Here is a 23494-nt window from a genome sequence, read left to right as displayed (position 1 = left end):
CAGAGGACCCTCCCCGTGGCTTTGCCGCCCCTGACACCCGAGCAGCGCCAGGCAGCGCTGGAGAAGGCCGCTGCGTCGCGACGCGAGCGCGCCGAGGTCAAGAACCGTCTGAAGCACTCCGGTGCGTCCCTGGCCGACGTCGTCGCCGAGGGCCAGACCAACGAGGTCGTCGGCAAGATGCGCGTCAGCGAGCTGCTCCAGTCGATGCCGGGCATCGGCAAGGTGCGGGCCAAGCAGGTGATGGAGCGGCTGAAGATCTCGGAGAGCCGTCGCGTCCGCGGCCTGGGCGCCAAGCAGGTGCAGGCGCTGGTCGACGAGTTCGCCAGCGAGTGAGTCCCGAGGCCGTCCCCGGGGTGAGCCGAGGGGCCTCGCGCCTCACCGTGCTCGCCGGGCCCACGGCCGTCGGCAAGGGCAGCGTCACGGCGTGGGTGCGTGAGCACCACCCCGAGGTCTGGATCTCGGTCTCGGTGACCACGCGCCGCCCGCGCCCCGAGGAGCAGGACGGGGTGCACTACCACTTCGTCGACGACGCGGAGTTCGACCGCCTCGTCGCCGCCGACGCGCTGCTGGAGTGGGCGGTCGTGCACGGCGTCCACCGCTACGGCACGCCGCGGCGGCCCGTCGACGAGGCGCTCGCCGAGCAGCGGCTCGCGCTGCTCGAGATCGACCTGCAGGGAGCCCGCCAGGTCCGCCGGCGGATGCCGCAGGCCCGCTTCGTCTTCCTCGCCCCGCCCTCCTTCGAGGAGCTCGAGCGCCGGCTCGTGGGGCGGGGCACCGAGACCGCCCAGGAGCGGGAGCGGCGACTGCGCACCGCGCACGAGGAGCTGGCCGCCGAGCGGGAGTTCGACGTCACCGTGGTCAACCGTCGAGTCGCCGAGGCGGGGGAGCGGTTGGTAGAGTTGATGGAGTATGGCGAGGCGTGAGGCTCGTTCGCCCGCCCGCCGCCAGCCACATCCCCGAAGCAGAAGAGGTCTCATGACCGCGTCCGGTCCCGTCGCCGAGGGCATCACCAACCCTCCCATCGACGACCTGCTCACCAAGACCGACAGCAAGTACCAGCTCGTGCTCTACAGCGCCAAGCGTGCTCGCCAGATCAACGCCTACTACTCCCAGCTGGGCGAGGGCCTGCTGGAGTACGTCGGCCCGCTGGTCGACACCCACGTGCAGGAGAAGCCGCTGTCGATCGCGCTGCGCGAGATCAACGAGGACCTGCTGACCTGCGAGGCCGTCGACCCGGAGGAGGCCGCCGCCGAGGCGATCGCCACCGCGGCCGCCGAGCAGGCCGCCGAGCAGCCGCCGGCCCCCGAGTCCTCCGAGCAGTAGTCGGGACCGGTCCTTGAGCACCGGTGGGTCCCGTCGCCCGCGTCCCAGGGTCGTCCTGGGCGTGAGCGGCGGGATCGCTGCGTACAAGGCATGTGAGCTGCTGCGGCGGCTCACCGAGTCGGGCCACGACGTGACGGTGGTCCCCACGGCCGCGGCGCTGGAGTTCGTCGGGGCGCCCACCTGGGCCGCGCTGTCGGGCAAGCCGGTGGCCACCGACGTGTGGACCTCCGTGCACGAGGTCCCCCACGTCCGGCTCGGGCAGGAGGCCGACCTGGTCGTCGTCGCCCCCGCCACCGCCGACCTGCTGGCCAGGGCGGCTCACGGCATGGCCGACGACCTGCTGACGAGCACGCTGCTCACCGCGCGCTGTCCGGTCGTCGTGGCACCGGCCATGCACACCGAGATGTGGGAGCACGCGGCGACCCGCGCCAACGTCGCGACGCTGCGGGAGCGCGGCGTGGTCGTGCTCGAGCCCGCGGAGGGGCGGCTCACCGGCGCCGACACCGGCAAGGGGCGGCTGCCCGACCCCGAGGAGATCTTCCACGCGGCCCTCGACGTGCTCGTCCGCGGCGACGCGCGCCAGGACCTGGCCGGGTGGCACGTCGTCGTCTCCGCCGGCGGCACCCGCGAGTACCTCGACCCGGTGCGCTACCTGGGCAACCGCTCCTCGGGCCGGCAGGGGTACGCCCTGGCCCGCACGGCGGCGGCCCGCGGCGCCAGCGTGACGCTGGTGGCGGCCAACACCGAGCTGGCCGACCCGGCCGGGGTCAAGGTGGTCAGGGTCGAGACGACCGCCGAGCTGCGCGAGCGGGTGCTCGAGGCGAGCGTCGCGGCCGACGCCGTGGTGATGGCGGCCGCGCCCGCCGACTTCCGCCCCGCCGAGGTCTCCACGAGCAAGATCAAGAAGAGCGACGACGGCGGCGCCCCGCCCCTCGAGCTCGTGCAGAACCCCGACATCCTCGCGGGCCTGGCCGCCGACCGGCCGCGTCCCGACACGCTGGTCGTCGGCTTCGCCGCCGAGACCGGCGACGCCAGTGGCGACGTGCTGGCCCACGCCCGCGCCAAGCTGGCACGCAAGGGCTGCGACCTGCTGGTGCTCAACGACGTCTCCGGCGGCGCGGTCTTCGGCTCCGAGGACAACGAGGCGGTGCTGCTCGCCGCCGACGGCAGCGCCACGCCCGTGCCGCGCGGCTCGAAGTCCGCGCTCTCGCACGTGATCTGGGACGCCGTGGTGCGCCTGCGCGCCGACGGCGAGACACGCTGAGCCGTGCCGCGGCCCTCGGTTAGGCTCGTCCGCGTCCTGGCCGTGGCCATGACCTCACCCAGGACCCCGCCCGTCCCTGATCCAGGAGCTGCTACGTGACCGGACGCCTCTTCACCTCCGAGTCGGTGACCGAAGGCCACCCCGACAAGATCGCCGACGCCATCAGCGACACGGTGCTCGACTACCTGCTGGCGCACGACCAGGAGCCCGCCACGCTGCGGGTGGCCGTCGAGACGCTGCTGACCACCGGTCTGGTCGTCGTGGCCGGCGAGGTGCGCACCACGGCGTACGCCCCGGTGGCCGAGCTGGTCCGGGCCAAGATCCTCGAGATCGGCTACGACTCCTCCGAGAAGGGCTTCGACGGCAGCTCCTGCGGCGTGCAGGTCGCGATCGGCGGCCAGTCCGTCGACATCGCCGCGGGCGTCGACCACGGGCACGAGTCGCGCGTCGGCTCCTCCGACGACGAGATCGACCGGCAGGGCGCCGGCGACCAGGGGCTGATGTTCGGCTACGCCTCCGACGACACCCCCGAGCTGATGCCGCTGCCGATCACGATCGCCCACCGGCTCTCCGAGCGGCTCACGGCCGTGCGCAAGGACGGCACGCTGCCCTACCTGCGTCCCGACGGCAAGACCCAGGTCACCATCGAGTACGACGACCAGGACCGTCCGGTGCGCGTCGACACCGTCGTGCTCTCCACGCAGCACGCCACCGACGTCTCGCTCGACCAGCTCGAGGCCGACATCAAGCGCGAGGTCATCGACCCGGTGCTCGGCTCCTTCGAGATCCCCTCCGAGGACTACCGGCTGCTGGTCAACCCGACCGGCATCTTCACCGTGGGCGGCCCGATGGGCGACGCCGGCCTGACCGGCCGCAAGATCATCGTCGACACCTACGGCGGCATGGCCCGTCACGGCGGCGGCGCCTTCTCCGGCAAGGACCCCTCCAAGGTCGACCGGTCGGCGGCGTACGCCATGCGGTGGGTCGCGAAGAACATCGTGGCCGCCGGCCTGGCCCGCCGCGCCGAGGTGCAGGTCGCCTACGCGATCGGCAAGGCCCAGCCGGTCGGCGTCTTCGTGCAGACCTTTGGTACCGGCGTGGTCTCCGACGAGGTCATCCAGAAGGCCGTGCTCGAGGTCTTCGACCTGCGCCCTGCCGCGATCATCCGCGACCTCGACCTGCTGCGGCCGGTCTACGCCCAGACCGCGGCGTACGGCCACTTCGGGCGCGAGCTGCCCGACTTCACCTGGGAGCGCACCGACCGCGCCGAGGCGCTGAAGAAGGTCGCGGGCGTCTGACGCCACCGTCGGTGCCGGCTGGCACACTCGCGGCGTGAGCGAGCCGGAGGAGGAGCAGGGCGCCCTGCTCCCGCCCCCGGCGCGGGTCCGCGCCGAGGCGCGCCGCGCCAAGCCGCCCGCGGAGCAGACCGATCCTCCCGCGGAGGTCGACCCGGTCGCGCGAGTCCTCGTCGACGTGCCACTGGCCCACCTCGACCGGCCCTTCGACTACGCCGTGCCGACCTCGATGTCCGAGGCGGCGCAGCCCGGGTGCCGGGTCAAGGTCCGCTTCGCGGGGCAGGACGTCGGCGGCTTCGTCCTCGCCCGCGCCGACCGCAGCGACCACCCCGGGCGGCTGCAGCCGCTGCGCCGGGTGGTCAGCGCCGAGCCGGTGCTGCGCCCCGACGTCGCCGACCTGACCGCGCGGGTCGCGGCGCGCTGGGCCGGCACCCGCTCCGACGTGCTGCGGCTCGCGGTGCCGCCGCGGCACGCCCGGGTCGAGAAGGAGCCCGCGCGCGACGCCCTGCCGGCGCCCGGCCCGCCCACGGCCGGTGCGTGGGCGGCGTACGGCGCGCACGTGCACGACCGGCTGGCCGCGGGGGAGTCGCCCCGGGCGGTGTGGACCGTGCTCCCCGGGGATGACGGCGCCGCGCTGCTGGCCGACGCGCTGGTGGCCACGGCCGCCTCGGGCCGCGGTGCGCTGGCGTGCGTGCCTGACCACCGCGACCTCGACCGGCTCGACGCCGCGCTGACCGCGCGGCTGGGGGAGGGGCGCCACGTGGTGCTCGCCGCCGACGCCGGACCGGCAAAGCGCTACCGCGCCTTCCTGGCGGTGAGCCGCGGCAGCGTGCGGATCGTGGTCGGCACGCGCGCCGCGGCCTTCGCCCCTGTGCACGACCTCGGGCTGGTGGCGATGTGGGACGACGGCGACGACCTCTACGCCGAGCCCAGGGCGCCCTACCCCCACACCCGCGAGGTGCTGCTGCTGCGCGCCGAGACCACCGGGTGCGCCGCGCTGCTGGCGGCGCACGCCCGCAGCGTCGAGGCGGAGTACCTGGTGCGCTCGGGCTGGGCCGAGGAGGTGCGCGCCCCGCGGGAGACGGTCCGGGCCCGGGTCACGGTGACCGCCGTGGGGGGCGAGGGCCGCGACCCCGCGGCGTACGCCCGGGTGCCGGGGGAGGCGCTGCGCGTGCTGCGCGACGGCGTCACGCGGGGCCCGGTGCTGGTGCAGGCACCTCGGGTCGGCTACGCCACGAGGCTCGCGTGCGAGGACTGCCGCACCCCCGCGACCTGCCGGGTCTGCCACGGTCCGCTGCGGCAGCCCGGCGCGCGTCGGGCCGTCGCCTGCGCGTGGTGCGGCACCGAGGCGCGCGACTGGCGCTGCCCGGAGTGCGACGGGCGCGGGCTGCGCGCGCCCGTGCTGGGCGACGCCCGCACCGCCGAGGAGCTGGGCCGCGCCCTGCCGGGCGTCCGGGTGCGGCAGTCGTCGTCGGGGGAGCGCGTGCTCGCCGCCGTCGACGACCAGCCCGCCGTCGTCGTGGCGACGCCCGGCGCCGAGCCGGTGGCCGAGGGCGGGTACGCCGCGGTCGTGCTGCTCGACGCCTGGCTGCTGCTCGGGCGCGCCGACCTGCGCGCCACCGAGGAGGCCTTCCGCCGCTGGGCCAACGCCGCGGCGATGGTGCGCCCGCCGTCCGAGGGCGGGCGGGTGCTCGTCGTCGGCGACGCCGCGCACCCGGGGGTGCAGGCCCTGGTGCGCTGGGACCCCGGCGGGCTCGCGCAGCGCGAGGTCGACGACCGGCTCTCCGCGCACCTGCCGCCCGCGAGCCGCGTCGCCACGCTCACCGGCTCGCTCGACGAGCTCGACGCCGTGCAGCCCCAGCTGCAGCTGCCCGCGGGCGCCGAGGTGCTGGGCCCGGTGCCCATCGATCAGCGACCGGGGGAGGAGCCACAGCACCGCCTCGTCGTCCGGGTGCCCCGAGCCGCCGGCCCCGCGCTGACCCAGGCGCTGCACGACGTCCAGGCGCAGCGCTCGGCCCGCAAGCAGCCCCACCTGCGGGTCGTCGTCGACCCGATGTCGCTGGGCTGACTCGCATCGCCGCACCCGAAGCCGTGTGACCTAGACCGCGCGAGACGGCCGGCGCCGTACTGGTCAGGTTTCGGCAGGACTGTCCGATACCCACCCCGAAGCGTCCGCTGGGGGCGCACGACCACGGGGGGAGGCCGGCATGGACCACACGCTCGACTCCCTCGGGCTCCGTGTCCTGCGGGCCCGCCAGCTGCGGCAGGAGCGCGACCTCGCGGCGCAGCGCTGCGGCTGTGGCCGTCGCTGCGCTCGCTGCCGCACCGCCGTCGACGCCGCCACGCGCTCGCTCGTCAACGCCCTCACCGCGCTCGACTCCGCGATCGACGCGTGGGAGGACGAGCGCCTGCCCAGCGGCGCCGCCTGAGCGTGTCGGTAGGCTCCAGGCCGCGCCCGACGGCGTACGACGTCGGACGCGCGGGGCGGTAGCTCAGTCGGTCAGAGCAGAGGACTCATAATCCTTGGGTCGTGGGTTCGAGCCCCACCCGCCCTACTCCCCGGGCTGAGGGCTCGGTCGTCAAAGCACACCTGACCACTTGACTATGGATCGGGGGCGCGATCAGATGCACCGCGTGACGACCGACCCCGCCGACGACACCGGGGCCGGTGCGTCCGCGGCCCGACCGGCTCCCGACGTCGTTCCGCTGGGCGAGGCGACGAGGACCTGGTTCGCGATCTCGTGGCAGACCTTCGGCGGCCCGGCCGGGCAGATCGCGGTCATGCAGCGCGCCCTGGTCGAGGAGAAGCGGTGGATCGGCCAGCAGCGCTTCCTCTTCGCGCTGTCCTACTGCACGCTGCTGCCCGGCCCCGAGGCGCAGCAGCTCGCCACCTACGTCGGGTGGCTCCTCAACGGCGTCCGCGGCGCCCTCATCGCCGGCATCCTCTTCATCCTGCCCGGCGTGGTGTCGCTCCTCGTGCTGTCGGCCGTCTACGTCGCCTACGGAGACACCACCCTGGTGGAGTCCCTCTTCCTGGGGCTGGCGCCGGCCGTGATCGCCATCGTGCTGCAGGCCGTCACCCGTGTCGCGAGGAAGGGCCTCACGCACCCGGCCCTGCTCGTGCTCGCCGCCGCGGCCTTCGTCGCCCTCACGCTCTTCGGCGTCCGGTTCCCCGCCGTGGTCGCGGTCGGCGCGCTCGCCGGGTGGCTGCTGGGCCGCTCCATCCCGACGCTGACCAAGGCCAAGGCGGCCGGTAGCGACGACGGGCCGCCCCCGCTCGTCAGCGACGACGCCCTTCACGCCGAGCGGCCCTCCGGTCGTCGCGCCGCGACGATCCTGGTGACGGGGCTCGCGCTGTGGGCCGCCCCCGTCGTCGCCGCCGCGCTCGTCTTCGGGGGCTCCTCCATCTTCGTCGACCAGGGGCTCTTCTTCTCCGGCGCCGCCGTCGTCACCTTCGGCGGCGCCTACGCCGTGCTGTCGTACGTCGCCCAGCAGGCCGTCCAGGTCTACGGCTGGCTCGCCCCCGGCGAGATGGTCCGCGGGCTCGCCCTCGCCGAGACCACCCCCGGACCGCTGATCATGGTCGTGCAGTTCGTCGCCTTCGTCGGCGCCTACCGCTCCCCGGGCGACCTCGACCCCTGGGTGGCCGCCACCCTGGCCGCCCTGCTCGTGACCTGGGTGACCTTCGTGCCGTGCTTCCTCTTCATCCTCCTGGGGGCGCCGTACGTCGAGCGCCTCCGCGGCAACCACGCCCTGGCCTCCGCCCTGACCGGCATCACGGCTGTCGTCGTGGGCGTCATCGCCAACCTGGCGCTCTACTTCGCCCTGCACACGCTCTTCGCCGACACCACGCGCGTCACCACCGGGCCCTTCGACTTCGAGCTGCCTGTGGTGAGCACCCTGCAGTGGACGGCGCTGGGCATCACCGTGCTCGGGTGCGCCCTGATCTTCTGGCGGGGCACCAGCGTCCTGCGCACCCTGGGCGTGTGCGCCCTCACCGGCATCGTCGTGGGTCTGGCGCAGGCTGCGCTCTGACGTGCGGTGCGGCGGTCGCTGCCCTGGGGCACAGTGGTCGCCATGGTCACCACCGGCGTCGTCTTCCGCCCGCAGTCCCCGCCCGAGCACCTGCGCGCGGTCGTCGAGGCCGTCGACGCCTCGTCGGTCGAGGAGCTGTGGCTCTGGGAGGACTGCTTCCTCGAGGGCGGGCTGACCACCGCGGCGATGGCACTCGCCTGGTCGACGAGGGTGCGCGTGGGGATCGGGCTGCTCCCCGTCCCGCTACGCAACCCCGCGCTGGCCGCGATGGAGGTCGCGACCCTCGCGCGGACCTTTCCCGGACGGTGCGTCGCGGCCACGGGTCACGGCGTGCTCGACTGGATGGAGCAGGTCGGAGCCCGGGCAGACTCGCCGATGACCCTGCTGCGCGAGCACACCGAGGCGCTGCGACGGCTCCTGGCCGGCGAGACGGTGGACGTCGAGGGTGACTACGTGCGCCTCGACCGCGTCGCACTCGACTGGCCGCCGCCGACGCCGCCGCTCCTCCTCGTCGGGGCGCGGGGACCCAGGACGCTGCGCCTCGCCGGTGAGGTGGCCGACGGCGTCCTCCTCGATCAGGTCACCGACCCCGAGACCGTGAGCCGCGCTCGCGCGCTCGCCCAGGAGGGCCGTGAGGCGTCGGGACGGGACGGACTCGTGCACGTGACCGCCTACTCCGAGATCGGTGCCGCGGACGTGTCGGTCGCGTCCGTGGCCGACCGCGTCGCCGTGCTCGCCGAGGCCGGGGCCGACGTCGTCGTCCTGCAGTCCGACGCGGGCTCGCCGGACCCGCGGCCGCTCGCCGAGGCGCTCGCCGGGGCGTGAGCCGCGGCAGGTCGCGCTACGGCGCGGCGTGGAGGTGGTCGCGCGCCCAGTCGCCGAGGTCGCGGAGCACCGGCACCAGCGCCTCGCCGGGGGGAGCCAGGCGGTAGCGGACGGCGACCGGGGGACCCTCGTCGACCTCGCGCACGACCAGGCCCGCCGCGCCCAGCTCGCCGAGCCGCTCGGAGAGCACGGAGTCGCTGATGCCGCCGGTCGCGCGCCGCAGCGCGGCGAAGCCGGCGGGTCGCTCCATCAGGGCGCCCAGGATGACGCCGCTCCACCGCTTGCCGAGGAGCTCGAAGGCGTGGGTGAGGGCGGCGTCGCACTGCGGAGGTGCGTGCTCCACCGTGCCGCCGTCAGCCATGCGTCCCAGGATACGCGGAAGCCGACCCCGCGCGGTGCGCCAGCATCGAAGTAGTTGCTAGTATTTTCCAAGCAACTACTCAGACCGCTGCTTTCCAGGAGACCTCATGACCCTGTTCCGGCTCGACGCCAGCATCCTTCCCGCCACCTCCAGCAGTCGCGAGATCGCCGACATCGTGGAGGCGGCCTGGTCGGCGGAGCACCCGCACGACGAGATCATCCGCCGCCACCTGGGCACCCAGCCGCTGCCGGCGGACGCGTGGGCCGACGCCGTCACGGCGGCGTACGTCGACGAGGCGGAGCGCACGCCCGATCAGCGGGCCGCGGTGGCGCTCTCGGCGGAGCTGATCGAGGAGCTGACCTCCGCCGACGCCGCGCTGCTGGCGGTGCCGCTCTACAACTTCGGCGTCTCGCAGCACGTGAAGGTCTGGATCGACCTCGTCATCGCGGGCGCCGAGGCCGGGGCGCCCCTGCTCGAGGGCAAGCCCGTGGTGCTGGCCACCGTCCGGGGCGGGGCGTACGGCGCCGGCACGCCGCGCGAGGGCTGGGACCACTCCACGGCGTACCTGCGCCGCATCCTCGAGGACGTCTGGCGCGCCGACCTCACCGTGGTCGAGCGCGAGTTCACCCTGGTGGGCGTCAACCCGGCGCTCGACGAGTTCACCGACCTCGCGGCGGAGATGCACGAGAAGGCGCAGTCGGCCGCCCGCGAGGCCGGCGCCACGCTGGCGAGGGCCGAGGTGGGCCGCCTGGCCTCCTGACCACGGCCCGCCGGTCGGCCGGCAGCGAGGGGAACCTAGGATCGACGGATGAGCGCGGGCGAGGCAGCACCGGCCCGCACGGGCCTCGGCGTGGTCCCGGGGCTGACCGTCACCGCCAAGGCGGGGCTCGTCCTGCTGCTGGTGCTGGCGATGCTGCACCCCGACCTCGGCAACATGCGCGACAAGGCCGCCGGGCTCCGCGCCGTCGGCTACCCGCTGATCTCCTTCACCATCCCCGTCCTGTGGTGGGCGCTCTGGCGCGACCGGCCCTTTCCGTGGCTGGCCGACCTGCTGGTGACGGTCACGTGCTTCACCGACGTGCTCGGCAACCGGCTCGACCTCTACGACTCGGTGGTCTGGTTCGACGACTGGATGCACTTCATGAACACCGGGCTGCTCACCGCCGCCGCCGTGCTGCTCACCATGAGACGCACGAGCACGCTGGGCGCCGTGCTCGAGCGGTCGCTGGCCTTCGGCGTCACGGCCGCCCTGGCGTGGGAGCTGGCGGAGTACTTCGCCTTCCTCAGCACCTCGGTGGAGCGCAACGGCGCGTACGCCGACACGCTGGGCGACCTGTCCCTCGGGACGCTCGGGGCCGTGCTCGCCGGGGTCGCGGTCCACGCGCTGTGGCGCCGCGGGCACCTGCTCGCCGAGGAGCCGCTGCGCCCCTCGTCGCCGCTGCGCGAGTCCCTCGCCGCCTGAGCGCGGGCGTCAGCGGCCGGTCAGCGGCCGGTCAGCGGCCGGTGGTCAGCCCGTCGAAGGCGACGCCGACGACGGACGCCGCCAGGGTGTCGGCGTCGAGACGGCCGTCGGGGCGGTACCACTCGACGAGCGAGTTGACCATGCCGAAGAGCAGCCGGCTCGCGACGTCGGCCGGCACGTCGTCGCGCACCGATCCCTCGGCGACGGCCTCGGACACCAGGGCGGCCAGACGCTCGTCGAGCTGGCGCCGTCGGCGCAGCGCCGCCTGCTCCACCTCGCTGTTGCCGCGCACCCGCAGCAGCAGCGTGACCGCGGGGAGGTGCTCCACGAGCACGCGCACCGACTCGTGCAGCGCGGTGCGGAGCCGGGCGAGCGCCGTGGGCCCGCTGCTGGCGCGGTCGATGGCCGCCGTGAGGGCGTCGAGGGCCTCGTCGAGGGCAGCGGCCAGCAGGGCCTCCTTGCTGGCCACGTGGTGGTAGAGCGCCGACTTGACCAGGCCGAGCTCGCGCGCGACGTCGCCCATGCTGGTGCCGTCGTAGCCCTGCCGGTTGAAGAGCTCGATCGCCCGCCGCAGCACGGTCTGCTGGTCGTAGCCCGGCCGGCCGCGTCGGACGGGGGCGGGGACCTCGGGCACGGGGACACCATGGCACGCCCGGGGCGGCGTCCGCGTGGGAGCATGGACGCATGGAGAGCGCGAGGCCCGTCGAGACCTGGCTGACCGACATGGACGGCGTCCTGGTGCACGAGGAGGACGCGATCCCCGGGGCCGCCGACTTCATCCAGGCGCTGCAGAAGGCCGGCAAGCGCTTCCTGGTGCTCACCAACAACTCGATCTACACCCCGCGCGACCTGCGGGCCCGGCTCCTCGGCAGCGGCATCGACGTGCCCGAGGAGGCGATCTGGACCTCCGCCCTGGCCACGGCCCGCTTCCTGGCCGACCAGCGACCCCACGGCACGGCGTACGTCGTGGGGGAGGCGGGCATGACCAACGCGCTGCACGACATCGGCTACGTCATGACCGAGCGGGAGCCCGACTACGTCGTGCTGGGGGAGACCCGCACCTACTCCTTCGAGGCCATCACCAAGGCGATCCGGCTGATCGAGCGGGGCGCGCGCTTCATCGCCACCAACCCGGACCCGAGCGGCCCGAGCCCGCAGGGCACGCTGCCGGCCACCGGCTCGGTCGCGGCGCTGATCAGCCGGGCGACCGGTCGCGAGCCCTACTACGTCGGCAAGCCCAACCCGCTGATGATGCGCAGCGCCCTCAACCGGCTCGAGGCGCACTCGGAGTCGACCGTGATGGTCGGCGACCGGATGGACACCGACATCGTCAGCGGGCTCGAGGCCGGCATCCGCACGGTGCTGGTGCTCACCGGCTCCACCCGTCCCGACCTCGTCGACACCTTCCCGTACCGCCCCAGCAAGGTCGTGGACTCCATCGCCGACCTGGTCGAGCTGGCCGCGGAGCCGCTGCCCGAGGCCTGACAGGCGCTCGACCCTCGCGGTTGTCGGAGGTCTGGGGCACGCTGTGCTCGGAACGATCACGAGGCCCCGGGCGTTGAGGATGCAGAGGGAGGTGGCGCCGGTGCAGAGGTTCGTCGGTGCTGCGGCCAGTCACACCGGTCTGGTGCGCGACCACAACGAGGACTCCGGCTTCGCCGGTCCCGGTCTCCTGCTGGTCGCCGACGGCGTCGGTGGCCACGCGGCGGGTGAGGTGGCCTCGGCCACGGCGGCGTACGTCGTCTCGGCGATGGCCCTCGCGCATCCCGCCGCCGACCCTGCTGTGACGCTCCGCGAGGGAGTGGCGCTCGCCCAGCACCAGGTGGCGCTCGGCGCGCAGGCCCCCGGGCGCGCGGGCATGGCCACGACCCTCACCGCGGTGCTCACCGACGGTGAGCGCGCCGCGCTGCTGCAGCTGGGCGACTCCCGGGCCTACGTGCTGCGCCGCGGGCGGCTGACCCGGCTCTCGCACGACCACACCGTGGTCCAGCAGCTCGTCGACGACGGAGCGCTCGACCCGGCCGAGGTCCTGGGGCACCCCTGGAGCCACGTCGTGACCCGCACGCTGGGCGGCAACCCGGCCGAGGCCGGCGACCTCAGCTGGCTCGACCTGCTCCCCGGCGACCGGCTGCTCCTGTGCAGCGACGGGCTGACCGACCTGGTGCCCGAGGCCGGCATCGCCGAGGTCCTGCGGGAGCACGACGACGACAGCGGCGCCGTCGACGCCCTGGTCGGTGCCGCGCTCGAGGCGGGTGGTCGCGACAACGTCACCTGCATCGTCGCCACCGTGGTCCCGGGAGCGGCCCGGAGCTGGGAGGGATCCCTCGTCGGCGCGGGCCGCGACCCGCGTCTCGTCGTCGATCCGGCCGCCGTCCGCCTGTCCCAGTCCGCCTAAAGCGGACAAAGGCGCCGATCTACGACACGCCGGGCGGGCGGTTCGCCCGATCTGCTGGCACCCGGTGGGTCCGTGCGTCACAATGGACGCACAACCACACATCTGCACCGCACGTCACACGACCTGTGCTCGCGAGTCCGCTGGGGAAGGCGTACCTCGCGCCGAGCACAAGGAGGTCATCGTGACTGCTGCAGCGACCCGTACCCAGACGCGCGGAGTGCTCTTCATCCACTCCGCGCCCTCGGCGCTGTGCCCCCACGTCGAGTGGGCGGCCGGCGGCGTGCTCGGCCATGCCCCGTCGATGGAGTGGACCCCGCAGCCGGCTCACGCGGGCAGCTACCGCACGGAGTACTCCTGGGTCGGTGACCCCGGCACCGCCGCCGCGCTCACCTCGGCGCTGCGTGGCTGGCACCACCTGCGCTTCGAGGTGACCGAGGACCCCACGGCCGGCACCGAGGGCGTGCGCTACGCCGTGACCCCCTCGCTCGGCGTCTTCCACGCCGTGACCGGGCTGCACGGCGACCTGATGATCCCCGAGGACCGTCTCAAGGCCGCGGTGATGAAGGCCTCGCTGGGGGAGACCACGCTGGAGCTCGAGGTCGACCGGCTGCTGGGCAAGCCCTGGGACGACGAGCTGGAGACCTTCCGGCACGCCGGCGAGGGCGTGTCGGTGCGTTGGCTCCACCAGGTGGTCTGAGCCGGAAGCCCTACCGACGATGGTGCTCGAGGTAGTCGAGCAGGTCGCCGACGTGCACCAGCTGGGCGGTGGCCTCGTCGCCCACCCGGACACCGAGGTGGTGCTCGCAGCCCTCGAGCACCTCGAGCATCGAGAGCGAGTCGACCCGCAGGTCGTCGACGAAGGCGTGCTCGGGACGCACCTGGGCGGCCGGCGTGCCGGTGACCGCCTCGACGAGAGCGCCCACGGCGTGGAGCAGCTCGGGATCGACGTCGGCCGGCACGGCGCAGACTCTAGTCGCCTCGGTGGAGTGGACCGGAAACCCTTGTGGGTACAGGGATTCCAGGATCCGCGAGACGTTCCGCCCCCGTGTGGTGGCGGACCAACCATCGGACAACCCCGTCTGGTTGACTCTGCCACGGCACCTGCGACATCCCCATCGGTACCGAGCCCGCAGGAGGGCGCATGACACCGGACGGCTGTGCCGAGGTCGAGCTGCAGCGCGTGACGATCCACGGCCACGAGCGCGTGTACGTCCAGATGGGCTCCGGCCCCGTGCTGCTGCTCCTGCACGGCCTCGGCTGTGACCACACCACCTGGCTGCCGGTGCTCCGCGACCTCGCGCGCGACTTCACCGTGATCGCCCCCGACCTGCTCGGCCACGGGCAGAGCGCGAAGCCGCGCGCCGACTACTCGGTGGGCGGCTACGCCAACGGCATGCGCGACCTGCTCACGGTGCTCGGCATCGACAAGGTCACCGTCGTCGGGCACAGCTTCGGCGGGGGCGTGGCGATGCAGTTCGCCTACCAGTTCCCCGAGCGCACCGAGCGGATGATCCTGGTGGCCCCCGGCGGCATGGGCCCCGAGGTCTCGCCCTTGATCCGGGCGGTGACGCTCCCGGGCTTCCACCAGGCGATGGGTCTGGCGACGCTCCCCGGCGTACGACAGGTCAACCGGCTCGGGCTCAAGACGCTCGCGAAGGCCCCGCTGGGCGCCACCCGCGACCTCGGCGAGGTCGCCGACATCGTGGAGTCCTTCAAGGACCCGCGCGCCCGCGCCGCCATCCGGCACGTGGTCAAGGCCGTGGTCGACACCCGCGGTCAGATCGTCACGATGGTCGACCGCGCCTACCTGACGCAGGCCATGCCGATGCTGGTCGTGTGGGGCACCGACGACCTGGTCATCCCGTCACGCCACGCCGAGCACGTCGCGCGCATCGCCCCGGGTGCCGTGGTGGAGCTGCTCCGCGACAGCGGGCACTTCCCGCACAAGGACCACCCCGAGCGCTTCGGCAAGATCGTGCGCGACTTCGTCGCCTCGACCCGGCCCGCGACCTACCACCGCGGCCGGTGGCGCACCCTGCTGCGCAACGGTCCCGGCCAGCCCGCCAACCGGGCCGAGGCGGGGGAGGCCCCGCTGGCCCCGGTGGCCGTGCTGCCGCGCCGCAGGGCGACCGCCTCCGCCGGCTGAGCCGGGCGGCGTACGGGGTCTCGAGACGGTTGCTGCGCAACCTCCTCGACCACCCGAGCGGCCGCCGTACCGGGCCTCGAGGCGGTCGCTGCGCCACCTCCTCGAGACCCGGGCGGTCAGGCGTCGCCGCCCTCCTGCTCCACGTCGGCCACCGCGGTGGGGTCGTCGATGCGGTACTTGGCGAAGGCCTCGCTCACGACCTCCGGCTTGACCTCGCCGCGCAGCGCCAGCGCACGCAGCGCCTCCACGACGACGCTCTCGGCGTCGACCTGGAAGAAGCGGCGGGCGGCGGGACGGGTGTCGGCGAAGCCGAAGCCGTCGGTGCCGAGCGCGTGGAAGTCCTCGGGCACCCACGGCGCGATCTGCAGCTGGACGGCGCGCTGGTAGTCGCTCACCGCGACCACCGGACCGCGGGCGTCGGCGAGCAGGCGCGTGACGTACGGCGTGCGGGGCTCCTTGTCGGGGTGGTTCAGCGACCACTTCTCGCACGCGATCGCCTCGCGGGAGAGCTCGTTCCACGAGGTGACCGACCACAGCTCGGCGGCCACGCCCCACTCCTCGGCCAGCAGCTGCTGCGCGCGGAGGATCCAGGGGAAGCCGACGCCGGAGGCCAGCAGCTGCACGCGCGGCGCGTCGCCGTTGCCGGGCACCTCGGGGGCGTCGGCGAACTTGTACATGCCCTGCAGCAGCTGCTGCACGTCGAGGTCCTCGGGCTCCGCGGGCTGTGAGAGCGGCTCGTTGTAGACCGTCATGTAGAAGATGACGTTCTCGCCCTCGGGGTGCTCCTCGCTCGGCGTGTACATCCGGCGCAGGCCGTCCTGCATGATGTGGCCGACCTCGTAGGCGTGCGCCGGGTCGTAGTGCACGACGGCGGGGTTGGTCGCTGCCAGCAGCGGGCTGTGCCCGTCGGCGTGCTGCAGCCCCTCGCCGGTCAGCGTGGTGCGGCCGGCGGTGGCGCCGATCAGGAAGCCGCGCGCCAGCTGGTCGGCCATGGCCCAGATCGAGTCACCGGTGCGCTGGAAGCCGAACATCGAGTAGAAGATGTAGAAGGGGATCATCACCTCGCCGTGGGTGGCGTACGACGACCCGGCCGCGGTCGCCGAGGCCATCGCGCCGGCCTCGGAGATGCCCTCGTGGAGCAGCTGCCCCTTCTTGTCCTCGCGCCACTTCAGCAGCAGCTTGCGGTCGACGGACTCGTAGCGCTGGCCGCCGGGGTTGTAGACCATGGCGCTCGGGAACATCGAGTCCATGCCGAAGGTGCGGTACTCGTCGGGGGCGATCGGCACCAGCCGGGCGCCGATCTCCTTGTCCTTCATCCAGTCGCGCAGCAGCCGGACCACGGCCATCGTGGTGGCGACCTTCGCCTTGCCGGAGCCCTGCTTGAGCTCCTTGTAGGTCTCGTCGCCGGGCACCTTCAGCGGCTTGGCGCGGACGACGCGGCGGGGCAGCGAGCCGCCCAGCTGGCGACGCCGGTCGAGCATGTACTGGATCTCGTCGGAGTCCTCGCCCGGGTGGAAGAAGGGCGCGGTGCCGTGGGTCTCGTAGGCCTCCTCGAGCTCCTTGTCGCTCATCGGGAGGTAGAGCCGGTCGCGGAACTTCTTCAGGTCCGCGAGCTTGAGCTTCTTCATCTGGTGGGAGGCGTTCTTGCCCTCCAGGCCCTCGATGGTCCAGCCCTTGATGGTGTGGGCGAGGATCACCGTCGGCTGGCCGACGTGCTTGGAGGCGGCCTCGAAGGCGGCGTACACCTTGCGGTAGTCGTGGCCGCCGCGCGGCAGCTTCTCGATCTGCCGGTCGGTCATGTGCTCGACCATCTTGCGCAGCCGGGCGTCCTGGCCGAAGAAGTGCTCGCGGTTGTAGGCGCCGTCCTCGACCGAGAAGGTCTGGAAGGCGCCGTCGGGGGTGCTGTTCATCGCGTTGACGAGCACGCCGTCGACGTCCTTGGCGAGCAGCTCGTCCCACTCGCGGCCCCAGATGACCTTGATGACGTTCCAGCCGGCGCCGCGGAAGTAGGACTCCAGCTCCTGGATGATCTTGCCGTTGCCGGTGACCGGGCCGTCGAGCTGCTGCAGGTTGCAGTTGATGACCCAGGTGAGGTTGTCGAGCTCCTCGCGGGCGGCCACGCGCAGCGCGCCGAGCGACTCGGGCTCGGCCATCTCGCCGTCGCCGAGGAAGGCGTAGACGTGCTGCTGCGAGGTGTCCTTGATGCCGCGGTGCATCAGGTAGCGGTTGAAGCGCGCCTGGTAGATCGAGTTGATGGCCGTCAGGCCCATCGACACGGTCGGGAACTCCCAGAAGTCCGGCATCAGCCGCGGGTGGGGGTACGACGGCAGGCCGGCGCCCGGGCCGTGCTGCACCTCCTGGCGGAAGCGCATCAGCTGCTCCTGCGTCAGCCGGCCCTCGAGGAAGGCACGGGCGTAGACGCCGGGGGAGGCGTGCCCCTGGATGTAGACCTGGTCGCCGCCGCCCTCGGCGTCCTTGCCCTTGAAGAAGTGGTTGAAGCCGACCTCGTAGAGCGAGGCGGACGACTGGTAGGTCGCGATGTGCCCGCCGACCTCGAGCCCGGGCCGGTTGGCGTCGGAGACCGTGACCGCGGCGTTCCACCGGATGAAGGCCCGGATGCGCCGCTCGATCTCCTCGTCACCGGGGAACCACGGCTCCCGCTCGGGCGGGATGGTGTTGATGTAGTCGGTGCTGCGCAGCGCCGGGACGCCCACGGAGTGCTCACGGGCGCGCTCGAGCAGCCGGAGCATCACGTAGCGGGCCCGGTCACGCCCCCGGTCGCCGACCATCGCGTCGAACGACGCGAGCCAGTCCTGCGTCTCGTCGGGGTCGATGTCGGGCAGCTGGGTGGGCAGACCCTCGTGGATCACCGATGCGCGCGGGGTCACCTGGGACTTCTTCTCAGCGTCGCTCACGCAGCCCATCGTGCCACTGCGAGGGGCAGGGGGAAATTTACTGGTCAGTCACTTGGAACGATCCAGTCACCGCGGGGTCGCTGGGCGGTCACTCCGCGGCCGCCGGCTCCTCGCCCACGGCCCGGTCGACCGCGCTCCCGGCGCTGCGCTTGATCAGCGACTCCAGGTCGAGACCGGTGGAGTTCTTGAGCATCGCGAGCGTCTGCACGACGTTGTCGTTGACCTGCTTGGGCAGCGCCCCGGCACCCTCCGTCGAGACCACGGTGAGGTGGTCGATGGCGCTGATCGGGGCCGCGACCTCACGGGCGACCTGGGGCAGCACCTCGATCAGCATCTGCAGCACGGCGGCGTCGTTGTAGTGCGCGAAGGCCTCGGCGCGCCGGTCCATGGCCTCGGCCTCGGCCTGGCCCACGGCGAGCGTCGCGGCGGCCTGCGCCTCGCCCTCGACGCGGGTCGCCTCCGCCTCGGCGACACGCCGGGCGCGCTCGGCGGCACCACGCCGCTCGCCCTCGATGGCCTCGGCCTCGGCGAGCGCCGTACGCCGCGACTTCTCGGCCTCACCGGAGAGGCGCTGCTCCTCGGCCTGGGCCTGCGCGGCGGCGATGCTGGCGGCCTTGCGGGCGTCGGCGGCGGCGATCTCGGCGCTGCGCTTGGCCTCGGCCTCCTGCTCCACGCGGTAGCGCTCGGCGTCGGCGGGCTTGCGCACCTGGGTCTCGAGCTGGCGCTCGGTCAGGGCGGCCTGGCGGACGGCGACCTTCTCCTGCTCCAGCAGGATCGCCTGGTCGCGGTCGGCCTGGGCGAGCGGACCGGAGGCGGCCGCCTGGGCGGAGGCGGCGTCGGTCTCGGCCTTGATCTCCGCGGTGCGCAGCGCGAGCTGGCGCTGGGAGACCGCGATCTCCTCCTCGGCCTTGATGCGGGCCTGTTCGGCGGCCTGGCGCGCGTTGGCCTCGGCGATGGACGCCGCCTGCCCGATGCGCGCGGCCTCGGGACGGCCGAGGTCGGCCAGGTAGCTGCCGTCGTCGGTGACGTCCTGGATCTGGAAGGTGTCGAGGATCAGGCCCTGCCCGGTCAGGGAGTTCTCCGACTCGTCGGCCACGCGCTGGGCGAAGGCGGCCCGGTCACGGATGATCTGCTCGACCGTCAGCCCACCCACGATCGAGCGGAGCGCGCCGGCGAGCACCTCCTGGGTGAAGGGCTCGACGTCCTGCTGCTGGGAGAGGAAGCGCTGCGCGGCGAGGCGGATCTGGTCGGCGTTGCCGCCCACCTTGACGATCGCGACGCCCTCGACGTTGAGCTTGATGCCCTGACCGGAGACGGCGCCGCGGATCTGCACCGAGATGCGGCGGCTCGAGAGGTCCATCGTCGCGAGCTTCTGCACGAAGGGGATCACGAAGGTGCCGCCGCCGAGGATCACCTTCTGGCCCGACAGGTCCGTGGTCAGCGCCCCGGTCTCGGGGTTGAGCACCGCCTTGCCCTTGCGGCCGGTGACGATGAAGGCCTGGTTGGGCCCGGCGACCTTGTAGCGGCTGGTCACGAGCAGCACCAGCAGGGTGAGCAGGACCAGGATGCCCACGGTGGGGATCAGGTAGCCGGGCAGTTCCATGGCGTGGCGCCTTTCGGTGGTGGGTCAGGTCAGCTCGCCCCACCCGGGGGCGGCGAGCGGGTCGTGGGGGGAGACGGTCACGGCCGTGGGGGAGAGGATCGAGGTCACGTGGACGGCGGTGCCGGCCTCGAGCGGGCCGTCGGCGCGGGCGTTGACGCGCACGACGTGGCCGCCGAGGAGCACGCGCACGGTGCCGTAGCCGTCTGCCGGGATCGCGCTGACGACCTGGCCCTCGCGCCCGAGCAGGTCGTCGGCCTCCGGCGTGGCGTCGCTGCCGCCGTCGCGCACGAGGCGGGTGAGCCAGGCCGCGAACCAGCCGACCGCGACGCCGGCGACGACGCCGACGCCCAGGGTGAGCGGCCACGGGGCGCCGGCCGCGTCGGCCGCGGCACCGCCGAACCCGAAGGCCGAGACGAAGCCACCCAGCACCGCGGTGGAGAAGGTGTCGCCGGCCAGCGCGTCGAGGAGGCCGTCGAGCACGTCGCCGAGCAGCAGCGACACCGCGAGCACCACGAGCCCCACGACGCCGACCACCAGCAGTGCGGTCACCGGTCGTCCCCCTCGCCCCGAGTCGGGCAGCGACGTCCCGCCGCCGCCCAGGACCCCGGATGCTAGTCGCAATCAGGTCACGACTTCTCCACGACAGACCCTCAACCGGGTCGTGCGCTTGCGAACCTCCCCGGGGTCTAGTGGACTACGCACACTTGGTCGCCCGGTCCCGCCGGGCGACAGCCCGCACGTGAGCAGGAGAAAGGCAGGTGCCGTGAGCCCGAGCGCAGGGGACGACGTCTCGATCGGAGCCAGGCTGGGCTTCAAGGCAGGCATGGTCGTCCAGGAGCTGGGTTGGGACGACGACGTCGACGACGCGGTCCGCCAGGAGATCGAGGAGACGCTCGACGCCGACCTCGTCGACGGCGACCACGGCGACGTGGTCGACGCCGTGATGCTCTGGTGGCGCGACGACGACGGTGACCTGGTCGACGCCCTCGTCGACTCGTTGACCGACCTGGTGGGCGGCGGGGTGATCTGGCTGCTGACGCCGAAGGTGGGCCGTCCCGGGGCGTGTGATCCCTCTGACATCGCCGAATCCGCCCCGATCGCGGGACTTTCGACGACCACGACCGTTGCGGTGGGTAAGGACTGGACGGGGACGCGGCTGGCCGCGCCCAAGTCACGCTGACACTCACGCACAGGAGGCCCCCGTTGGTCGAGCGCCGGAGCACACGCTGGGGCAAGGAGGCCGCGCGGCACGGCCGCATGGTCGCCACGATGGCGCGCACCGGGGTGATCCGGCCCTACGGACCGCGCACGCTGCTCCGGCTGGGGCAGCGGCTGCACCACTGGGGCATCGGCTTCGCCGGCGGGATGGGGGCGCTCGCGGAGCGTGACCCCGACGGTCTCGCCATCGTCGACGAGATCGGCGAGCTCACCTGGCGCGAGGTCGACGAGCGCTCGACGCGGCTCGCGCACGGGCTGCGCGACCTCGGCGTCGGGGAGGGCGACAGCGTCGCCGTGCTGGTGCGCAACAGCCGCTACTTCGTCGACGTGTCCATCGCCCTGTCCAAGCTGGGCGCCGACATCCTCTACCTCAACACCGCCTTCTCGGCCACGCAGCTGGGCGAGGTCTGCGAGCGCGAGCAGCCGCAGGCGATCGTCTACGACGAGGAGTTCGGCGGGCTCGTCGACAAGTCCGGGGTGCAGGTGCAGCGGGTGGTGGCCTGGCGCGACGGCGACCAGGACAGCGCGGCCACGGGCGAGGAGGCGGCGTACGTCGAGCGGCTCGTCGAGCAGGGCGCCACCACCCTGCCGGACCCCCCGGCCCACACCAGCCGGCCGGTGATCCTCACCTCCGGCACCACGGGCACGCCCAAGGGCGCGCCGCGCGACGAGGCCGGCCTCGACGGGGCGGTGGCGCTGCTCTCGCGGATCCCGCTGCGGACCGGCGGCACCACCCACATCGCTGCCCCGCTCTTCCACACCTGGGGCTGGGCCCACCTCAACCTGGCCATGCTGCTGGGCTCGACGCTGGTGCTGCGCCGCCGCTTCGACCCCACCGACTTCGTCGCGACGCTGCGCGAGCACCGCTGCGACGCCGCCATCGTGATCCCGGTGATGATGCAGCGGGTCATGAAGCTCGACGCGGCCGACCGCGACGGCGACTGGTCCTTCCTGCGGGTGGTGGCCGCGTCGGGCTCCGCGCTGCCGGGCGACCTGGCCGCCGACTGGATGGACGCCTTCGGCGACAACCTCTACAACACCTACGGCTCCACGGAGGTCGCGTGGGCCACGATCGCCCAGCCGCGCGACATGCGCGATGCTCCGGGCACGGCCGGGAAGCCGCCGGCCAACACCGTCGTACGGATCTACGACGAGCAGGGGGAGCCGGTCGAGCAAGGTGGCTCCGGGCGGATCTTCGTCGGCAACTCGATGCTCTTCGGCGGCTACACCGGCGACACCGAGGAGACCAAGGACGTCATCGACGGCCTGATGTCGAGCGGTGACGTCGGCAGGTTCGACGAGCAGGGCCGCCTCTTCGTCGAGGGCCGCGACGACGACATGATCGTCTCCGGGGGCGAGAACGTCTTCCCCCAGGAGGTGGAGGACTGCCTCGCGCGGCACGAGGCGGTCGCCGAGGCCGCCGCGATCGGCATCGACGACGACGACTACGGCATGCGGTTGCGCGCCTTCGTGGTCAAGGACGGCGAGGTCGACGAGGAGACGCTCAAGGCCCACGTGAAAGACAACCTCGCGCGCTACAAGGTGCCGCGTGAGGTCGTCTTCCTCGACCAGCTGCCCCGCAACTCGACCGGCAAGGTGCTCAAGAAGGACCTGCGCGAGCACGACGCCGAGAGCGGGAAGCCCGGGGAGTCGGCCGTCTCCTGACACTGGCACGATGACGTCATGAGCTCGCCCCTGGCGGTCGGTGCCAAGGCGCCCGACTTCACCCTCGTCGACCAGCATGGTCAGCAGGTGACGCTCTCCGAGCACGCCGCGGGCAGGGCGACCATGCTCGTCTTCTACCCCTTCGCCTTCAGCGGGGTCTGCTCCGGTGAGCTGGTGGCGCTGCGCGACCGCCTCGGCGACTTCGAGACCGACGGCTCGACCCTCGTCACGGTCAGCTGCGACCCCGTCTACGCCCTCCGTGCGCTGGCCGACCGGGACGGGCTGTTCTTCCCCCTGCTGAGCGACTTCTGGCCGCACGGCGAGGTCACCCGGTGCTACGGCGTGCTCGACGAGCGGACGGGTGGTCCGACCCGGTCGTCCTTCCTGATCGACCGTGAGGGCGTGATCCAGTGGTCGGTGCACAATCCGTCAGGAATCGGGCGCGACTTGGACCGGCACGCTGGGGAACTGTCCCGGCTGGTCTAGTTATGTCGGACCAGTTTCAACCTTTGACTTGGATGGCGGACACCCGTCGGGCAGTCTTGTTCTTGCCGCGCCGCTGGTGACCCGAGACGCCAGCGGCGCGGTTCTGCTTTCCCGGTGCATCCCGCCCCACGCCCTGTCGTAGTCTGTGCGCGGCCACCGGGCCCCGGGGTGGCCGTGGGGCGTATAGCTCAGCGGTAGAGCACCTCGCTTACAACGAGGTGGTCGCAGGTTCGATCCCTGCTGCGCCCACGCAGGAGAGCGCTCAGCGGTAGAGGCTGAGACATCTCTGGGGCGCTGACAACGAGGTGGTCGCAGGTTCGATCCCTGCTGCGCCCACGCAGGAGAGCGAAGGAAACCGGCGCCAGCCGGGACGGCCTGGCCGGTCGCGCCCTGGCGCGGTCGCCTAGCTGTAGTTCCCACAGAGGTTGTGAACGCGGGACGGTAGACGGATAGCGAGGACCTCCAGTACGGAGGGGGGTTACCACACCAACCCACCGTCTG

Annotated in this window: 24 protein-coding genes and 2 tRNA genes; 20 read left to right on the top strand and 6 right to left on the bottom strand. The window is 73.1% G+C overall.

Annotated features, from left to right (window positions below):
- Window positions 1-15: 15 nt before the first annotated feature.
- The 10 genes from mihF to IG63_RS0118905 all read left to right on the top strand — a co-directional run bounded on the left by mihF (window position 16) and on the right by IG63_RS0118905 (window position 8742).
- Entirely contained in the window at window positions 16-333 is a 318-nt protein-coding gene (gene mihF, locus IG63_RS23135; RefSeq protein ID WP_030485911.1) for an integration host factor, actinobacterial type, read from the top strand.
- 20 nt (window positions 334-353) lie between these two features.
- A complete protein-coding gene (gene gmk / locus IG63_RS22365) occupies window positions 354-923 on the top strand; it encodes a guanylate kinase (RefSeq protein ID WP_030485910.1) in 570 nt (189 codons plus the stop codon).
- Window positions 924-975: 52 nt separating this feature from the next.
- Window positions 976-1323, top strand: coding sequence for a DNA-directed RNA polymerase subunit omega (gene rpoZ / locus IG63_RS0118940; protein WP_030485909.1), 348 nt, complete (start codon window positions 976-978; stop codon window positions 1321-1323).
- A 13-nt stretch (window positions 1324-1336) separates the two neighbouring features.
- Window positions 1337-2587, top strand: a complete 1251-nt coding sequence (gene coaBC / locus IG63_RS0118935; RefSeq protein ID WP_051707237.1) for a bifunctional phosphopantothenoylcysteine decarboxylase/phosphopantothenate--cysteine ligase CoaBC — start codon at window positions 1337-1339, stop codon at window positions 2585-2587.
- 95 nt (window positions 2588-2682) lie between these two features.
- Complete coding sequence (metK, locus tag IG63_RS0118930) at window positions 2683-3885, top strand: methionine adenosyltransferase (RefSeq protein ID WP_030485907.1); 1203 nt, start codon at window positions 2683-2685, stop codon at window positions 3883-3885.
- Between the two features lie 34 nt (window positions 3886-3919).
- Window positions 3920-5950: a primosomal protein N' gene (locus tag IG63_RS0118925; protein WP_030485906.1), complete on the top strand. Its 2031-nt coding sequence runs from the start codon at window positions 3920-3922 to the stop codon at window positions 5948-5950.
- A 139-nt stretch (window positions 5951-6089) separates the two neighbouring features.
- On the top strand, window positions 6090-6311 hold the full coding sequence (locus IG63_RS0118920) for a hypothetical protein (RefSeq protein WP_030485905.1): 222 nt from the start codon (window positions 6090-6092) through the stop codon (window positions 6309-6311).
- A 52-nt stretch (window positions 6312-6363) separates the two neighbouring features.
- Window positions 6364-6437: transfer RNA gene (locus IG63_RS0118915), tRNA-Ile, on the top strand.
- Between the two features lie 79 nt (window positions 6438-6516).
- Window positions 6517-7917 (top strand): chromate efflux transporter, encoded by a 1401-nt coding sequence (gene chrA, locus IG63_RS0118910; protein ID WP_036196255.1) that lies wholly within the window; start codon window positions 6517-6519, stop codon window positions 7915-7917.
- A gap of 42 nt (window positions 7918-7959) precedes the next feature.
- A complete protein-coding gene (locus IG63_RS0118905; RefSeq protein WP_030485903.1) occupies window positions 7960-8742 on the top strand; it encodes an LLM class flavin-dependent oxidoreductase in 783 nt (260 codons plus the stop codon).
- Window positions 8743-8758: 16 nt separating this feature from the next.
- Here the strand turns inward: IG63_RS0118905 and IG63_RS0118900 are convergent, their stop codons facing one another.
- On the bottom strand, window positions 8759-9103 hold the full coding sequence (locus IG63_RS0118900) for a winged helix-turn-helix transcriptional regulator (RefSeq protein ID WP_030485902.1): 345 nt from the start codon (window positions 9101-9103) through the stop codon (window positions 8759-8761).
- A gap of 106 nt (window positions 9104-9209) precedes the next feature.
- On the opposite strand from IG63_RS0118900, the gene IG63_RS0118895 reads away from it, so the two are divergent.
- Together IG63_RS0118895 and IG63_RS0118890 are read left to right on the top strand one after the other, a co-directional pair.
- Complete coding sequence (locus tag IG63_RS0118895; protein ID WP_030485901.1) at window positions 9210-9863, top strand: FMN-dependent NADH-azoreductase; 654 nt, start codon at window positions 9210-9212, stop codon at window positions 9861-9863.
- A gap of 48 nt (window positions 9864-9911) precedes the next feature.
- Complete coding sequence (locus tag IG63_RS0118890) at window positions 9912-10565, top strand: DUF2238 domain-containing protein (RefSeq protein ID WP_051707235.1); 654 nt, start codon at window positions 9912-9914, stop codon at window positions 10563-10565.
- Window positions 10566-10596: 31 nt separating this feature from the next.
- Here the strand turns inward: IG63_RS0118890 and IG63_RS0118885 are convergent, their stop codons facing one another.
- Window positions 10597-11199: a TetR/AcrR family transcriptional regulator gene (locus IG63_RS0118885; protein ID WP_030485899.1), complete on the bottom strand. Its 603-nt coding sequence runs from the start codon at window positions 11197-11199 to the stop codon at window positions 10597-10599.
- Between the two features lie 50 nt (window positions 11200-11249).
- On the opposite strand from IG63_RS0118885, the gene IG63_RS0118880 reads away from it, so the two are divergent.
- The 3 genes from IG63_RS0118880 (at window position 11250) to IG63_RS0118870 (ending at window position 13657) form a co-directional block, all read left to right on the top strand.
- Window positions 11250-12050 (top strand): HAD-IIA family hydrolase, encoded by an 801-nt coding sequence (locus tag IG63_RS0118880; protein WP_030485898.1) that lies wholly within the window; start codon window positions 11250-11252, stop codon window positions 12048-12050.
- Between the two features lie 142 nt (window positions 12051-12192).
- A complete protein-coding gene (locus IG63_RS0118875) occupies window positions 12193-12960 on the top strand; it encodes a PP2C family protein-serine/threonine phosphatase (RefSeq protein WP_169741829.1) in 768 nt (255 codons plus the stop codon).
- A gap of 181 nt (window positions 12961-13141) precedes the next feature.
- The gene (locus IG63_RS0118870) at window positions 13142-13657 is read left to right on the top strand and encodes a DUF3145 domain-containing protein (protein ID WP_245604514.1); all 516 of its coding nucleotides are present in this window, start codon (window positions 13142-13144) and stop codon (window positions 13655-13657) included.
- 10 nt (window positions 13658-13667) lie between these two features.
- On the opposite strand, the gene IG63_RS23130 is transcribed toward IG63_RS0118870, so the two are convergent.
- A complete protein-coding gene (locus IG63_RS23130) occupies window positions 13668-13919 on the bottom strand; it encodes a phosphopantetheine-binding protein (RefSeq protein ID WP_030485895.1) in 252 nt (83 codons plus the stop codon).
- A 182-nt stretch (window positions 13920-14101) separates the two neighbouring features.
- Here IG63_RS23130 and IG63_RS0118860 point away from each other — a divergent pair, with 182 nt between their 5' ends.
- Window positions 14102-15106: an alpha/beta fold hydrolase gene (locus IG63_RS0118860; protein ID WP_157210298.1), complete on the top strand. Its 1005-nt coding sequence runs from the start codon at window positions 14102-14104 to the stop codon at window positions 15104-15106.
- A gap of 116 nt (window positions 15107-15222) precedes the next feature.
- Here the strand turns inward: IG63_RS0118860 and aceE are convergent, their stop codons facing one another.
- The 3 genes from aceE to IG63_RS0118845 form a co-directional block, all read right to left on the bottom strand.
- A complete protein-coding gene (gene aceE, locus IG63_RS0118855) occupies window positions 15223-18030 on the bottom strand; it encodes a pyruvate dehydrogenase (acetyl-transferring), homodimeric type (RefSeq protein ID WP_030485893.1) in 2808 nt (935 codons plus the stop codon).
- Window positions 18031-18109: 79 nt separating this feature from the next.
- Window positions 18110-19624, bottom strand: coding sequence for a flotillin family protein (locus IG63_RS0118850; protein ID WP_030485892.1), 1515 nt, complete (start codon window positions 19622-19624; stop codon window positions 18110-18112).
- A gap of 24 nt (window positions 19625-19648) precedes the next feature.
- Window positions 19649-20173 (bottom strand): NfeD family protein, encoded by a 525-nt coding sequence (locus tag IG63_RS0118845; protein ID WP_051707232.1) that lies wholly within the window; start codon window positions 20171-20173, stop codon window positions 19649-19651.
- Between the two features lie 214 nt (window positions 20174-20387).
- On the opposite strand from IG63_RS0118845, the gene IG63_RS0118840 reads away from it, so the two are divergent.
- From IG63_RS0118840 to IG63_RS0118825, 4 genes are all read left to right on the top strand, one after another.
- Window positions 20388-20804, top strand: coding sequence for a DUF3052 domain-containing protein (locus IG63_RS0118840; protein WP_030485890.1), 417 nt, complete (start codon window positions 20388-20390; stop codon window positions 20802-20804).
- Between the two features lie 23 nt (window positions 20805-20827).
- Entirely contained in the window at window positions 20828-22507 is a 1680-nt protein-coding gene (locus IG63_RS0118835) for an AMP-binding protein (RefSeq protein WP_245604513.1), read from the top strand.
- Window positions 22508-22525: 18 nt separating this feature from the next.
- The gene (locus tag IG63_RS0118830; protein WP_030485888.1) at window positions 22526-22993 is read left to right on the top strand and encodes a peroxiredoxin; all 468 of its coding nucleotides are present in this window, start codon (window positions 22526-22528) and stop codon (window positions 22991-22993) included.
- A 177-nt stretch (window positions 22994-23170) separates the two neighbouring features.
- Window positions 23171-23242 (top strand) — tRNA-Val (locus IG63_RS0118825).
- Window positions 23243-23494 lie beyond the last annotated feature (252 nt).

This window comes from Nocardioides aequoreus (genome assembly GCF_000720335.1).
In the GTDB taxonomy this organism is placed as follows: domain Bacteria; phylum Actinomycetota; class Actinomycetes; order Propionibacteriales; family Nocardioidaceae; genus Marmoricola; species Marmoricola aequoreus.
This window is presented reverse-complemented; position numbering and strand designations above follow the sequence as displayed.

Coding starts and splice junctions, on each gene's coding strand:
- aceE (WP_030485893.1), bottom strand. CDS start 18,030: ATGGGCTGCGTGAGCGACGCTGAGAAGAAGTCCCAGGTGACCCCGCGC.
- IG63_RS0118895 (WP_030485901.1), top strand. CDS start 9,210: ATGACCCTGTTCCGGCTCGACGCCAGCATCCTTCCCGCCACCTCCAGC.
- IG63_RS0118920 (WP_030485905.1), top strand. CDS start 6,090: ATGGACCACACGCTCGACTCCCTCGGGCTCCGTGTCCTGCGGGCCCGC.
- IG63_RS0118830 (WP_030485888.1), top strand. CDS start 22,526: ATGAGCTCGCCCCTGGCGGTCGGTGCCAAGGCGCCCGACTTCACCCTC.
- IG63_RS0118850 (WP_030485892.1), bottom strand. CDS start 19,624: ATGGAACTGCCCGGCTACCTGATCCCCACCGTGGGCATCCTGGTCCTG.
- IG63_RS0118860 (WP_157210298.1), top strand. CDS start 14,102: ATGACACCGGACGGCTGTGCCGAGGTCGAGCTGCAGCGCGTGACGATC.
- IG63_RS0118880 (WP_030485898.1), top strand. CDS start 11,250: ATGGAGAGCGCGAGGCCCGTCGAGACCTGGCTGACCGACATGGACGGC.
- IG63_RS0118890 (WP_051707235.1), top strand. CDS start 9,912: ATGAGCGCGGGCGAGGCAGCACCGGCCCGCACGGGCCTCGGCGTGGTC.
- IG63_RS0118900 (WP_030485902.1), bottom strand. CDS start 9,103: ATGGCTGACGGCGGCACGGTGGAGCACGCACCTCCGCAGTGCGACGCC.
- rpoZ (WP_030485909.1), top strand. CDS start 976: ATGACCGCGTCCGGTCCCGTCGCCGAGGGCATCACCAACCCTCCCATC.
- IG63_RS0118905 (WP_030485903.1), top strand. CDS start 7,960: ATGGTCACCACCGGCGTCGTCTTCCGCCCGCAGTCCCCGCCCGAGCAC.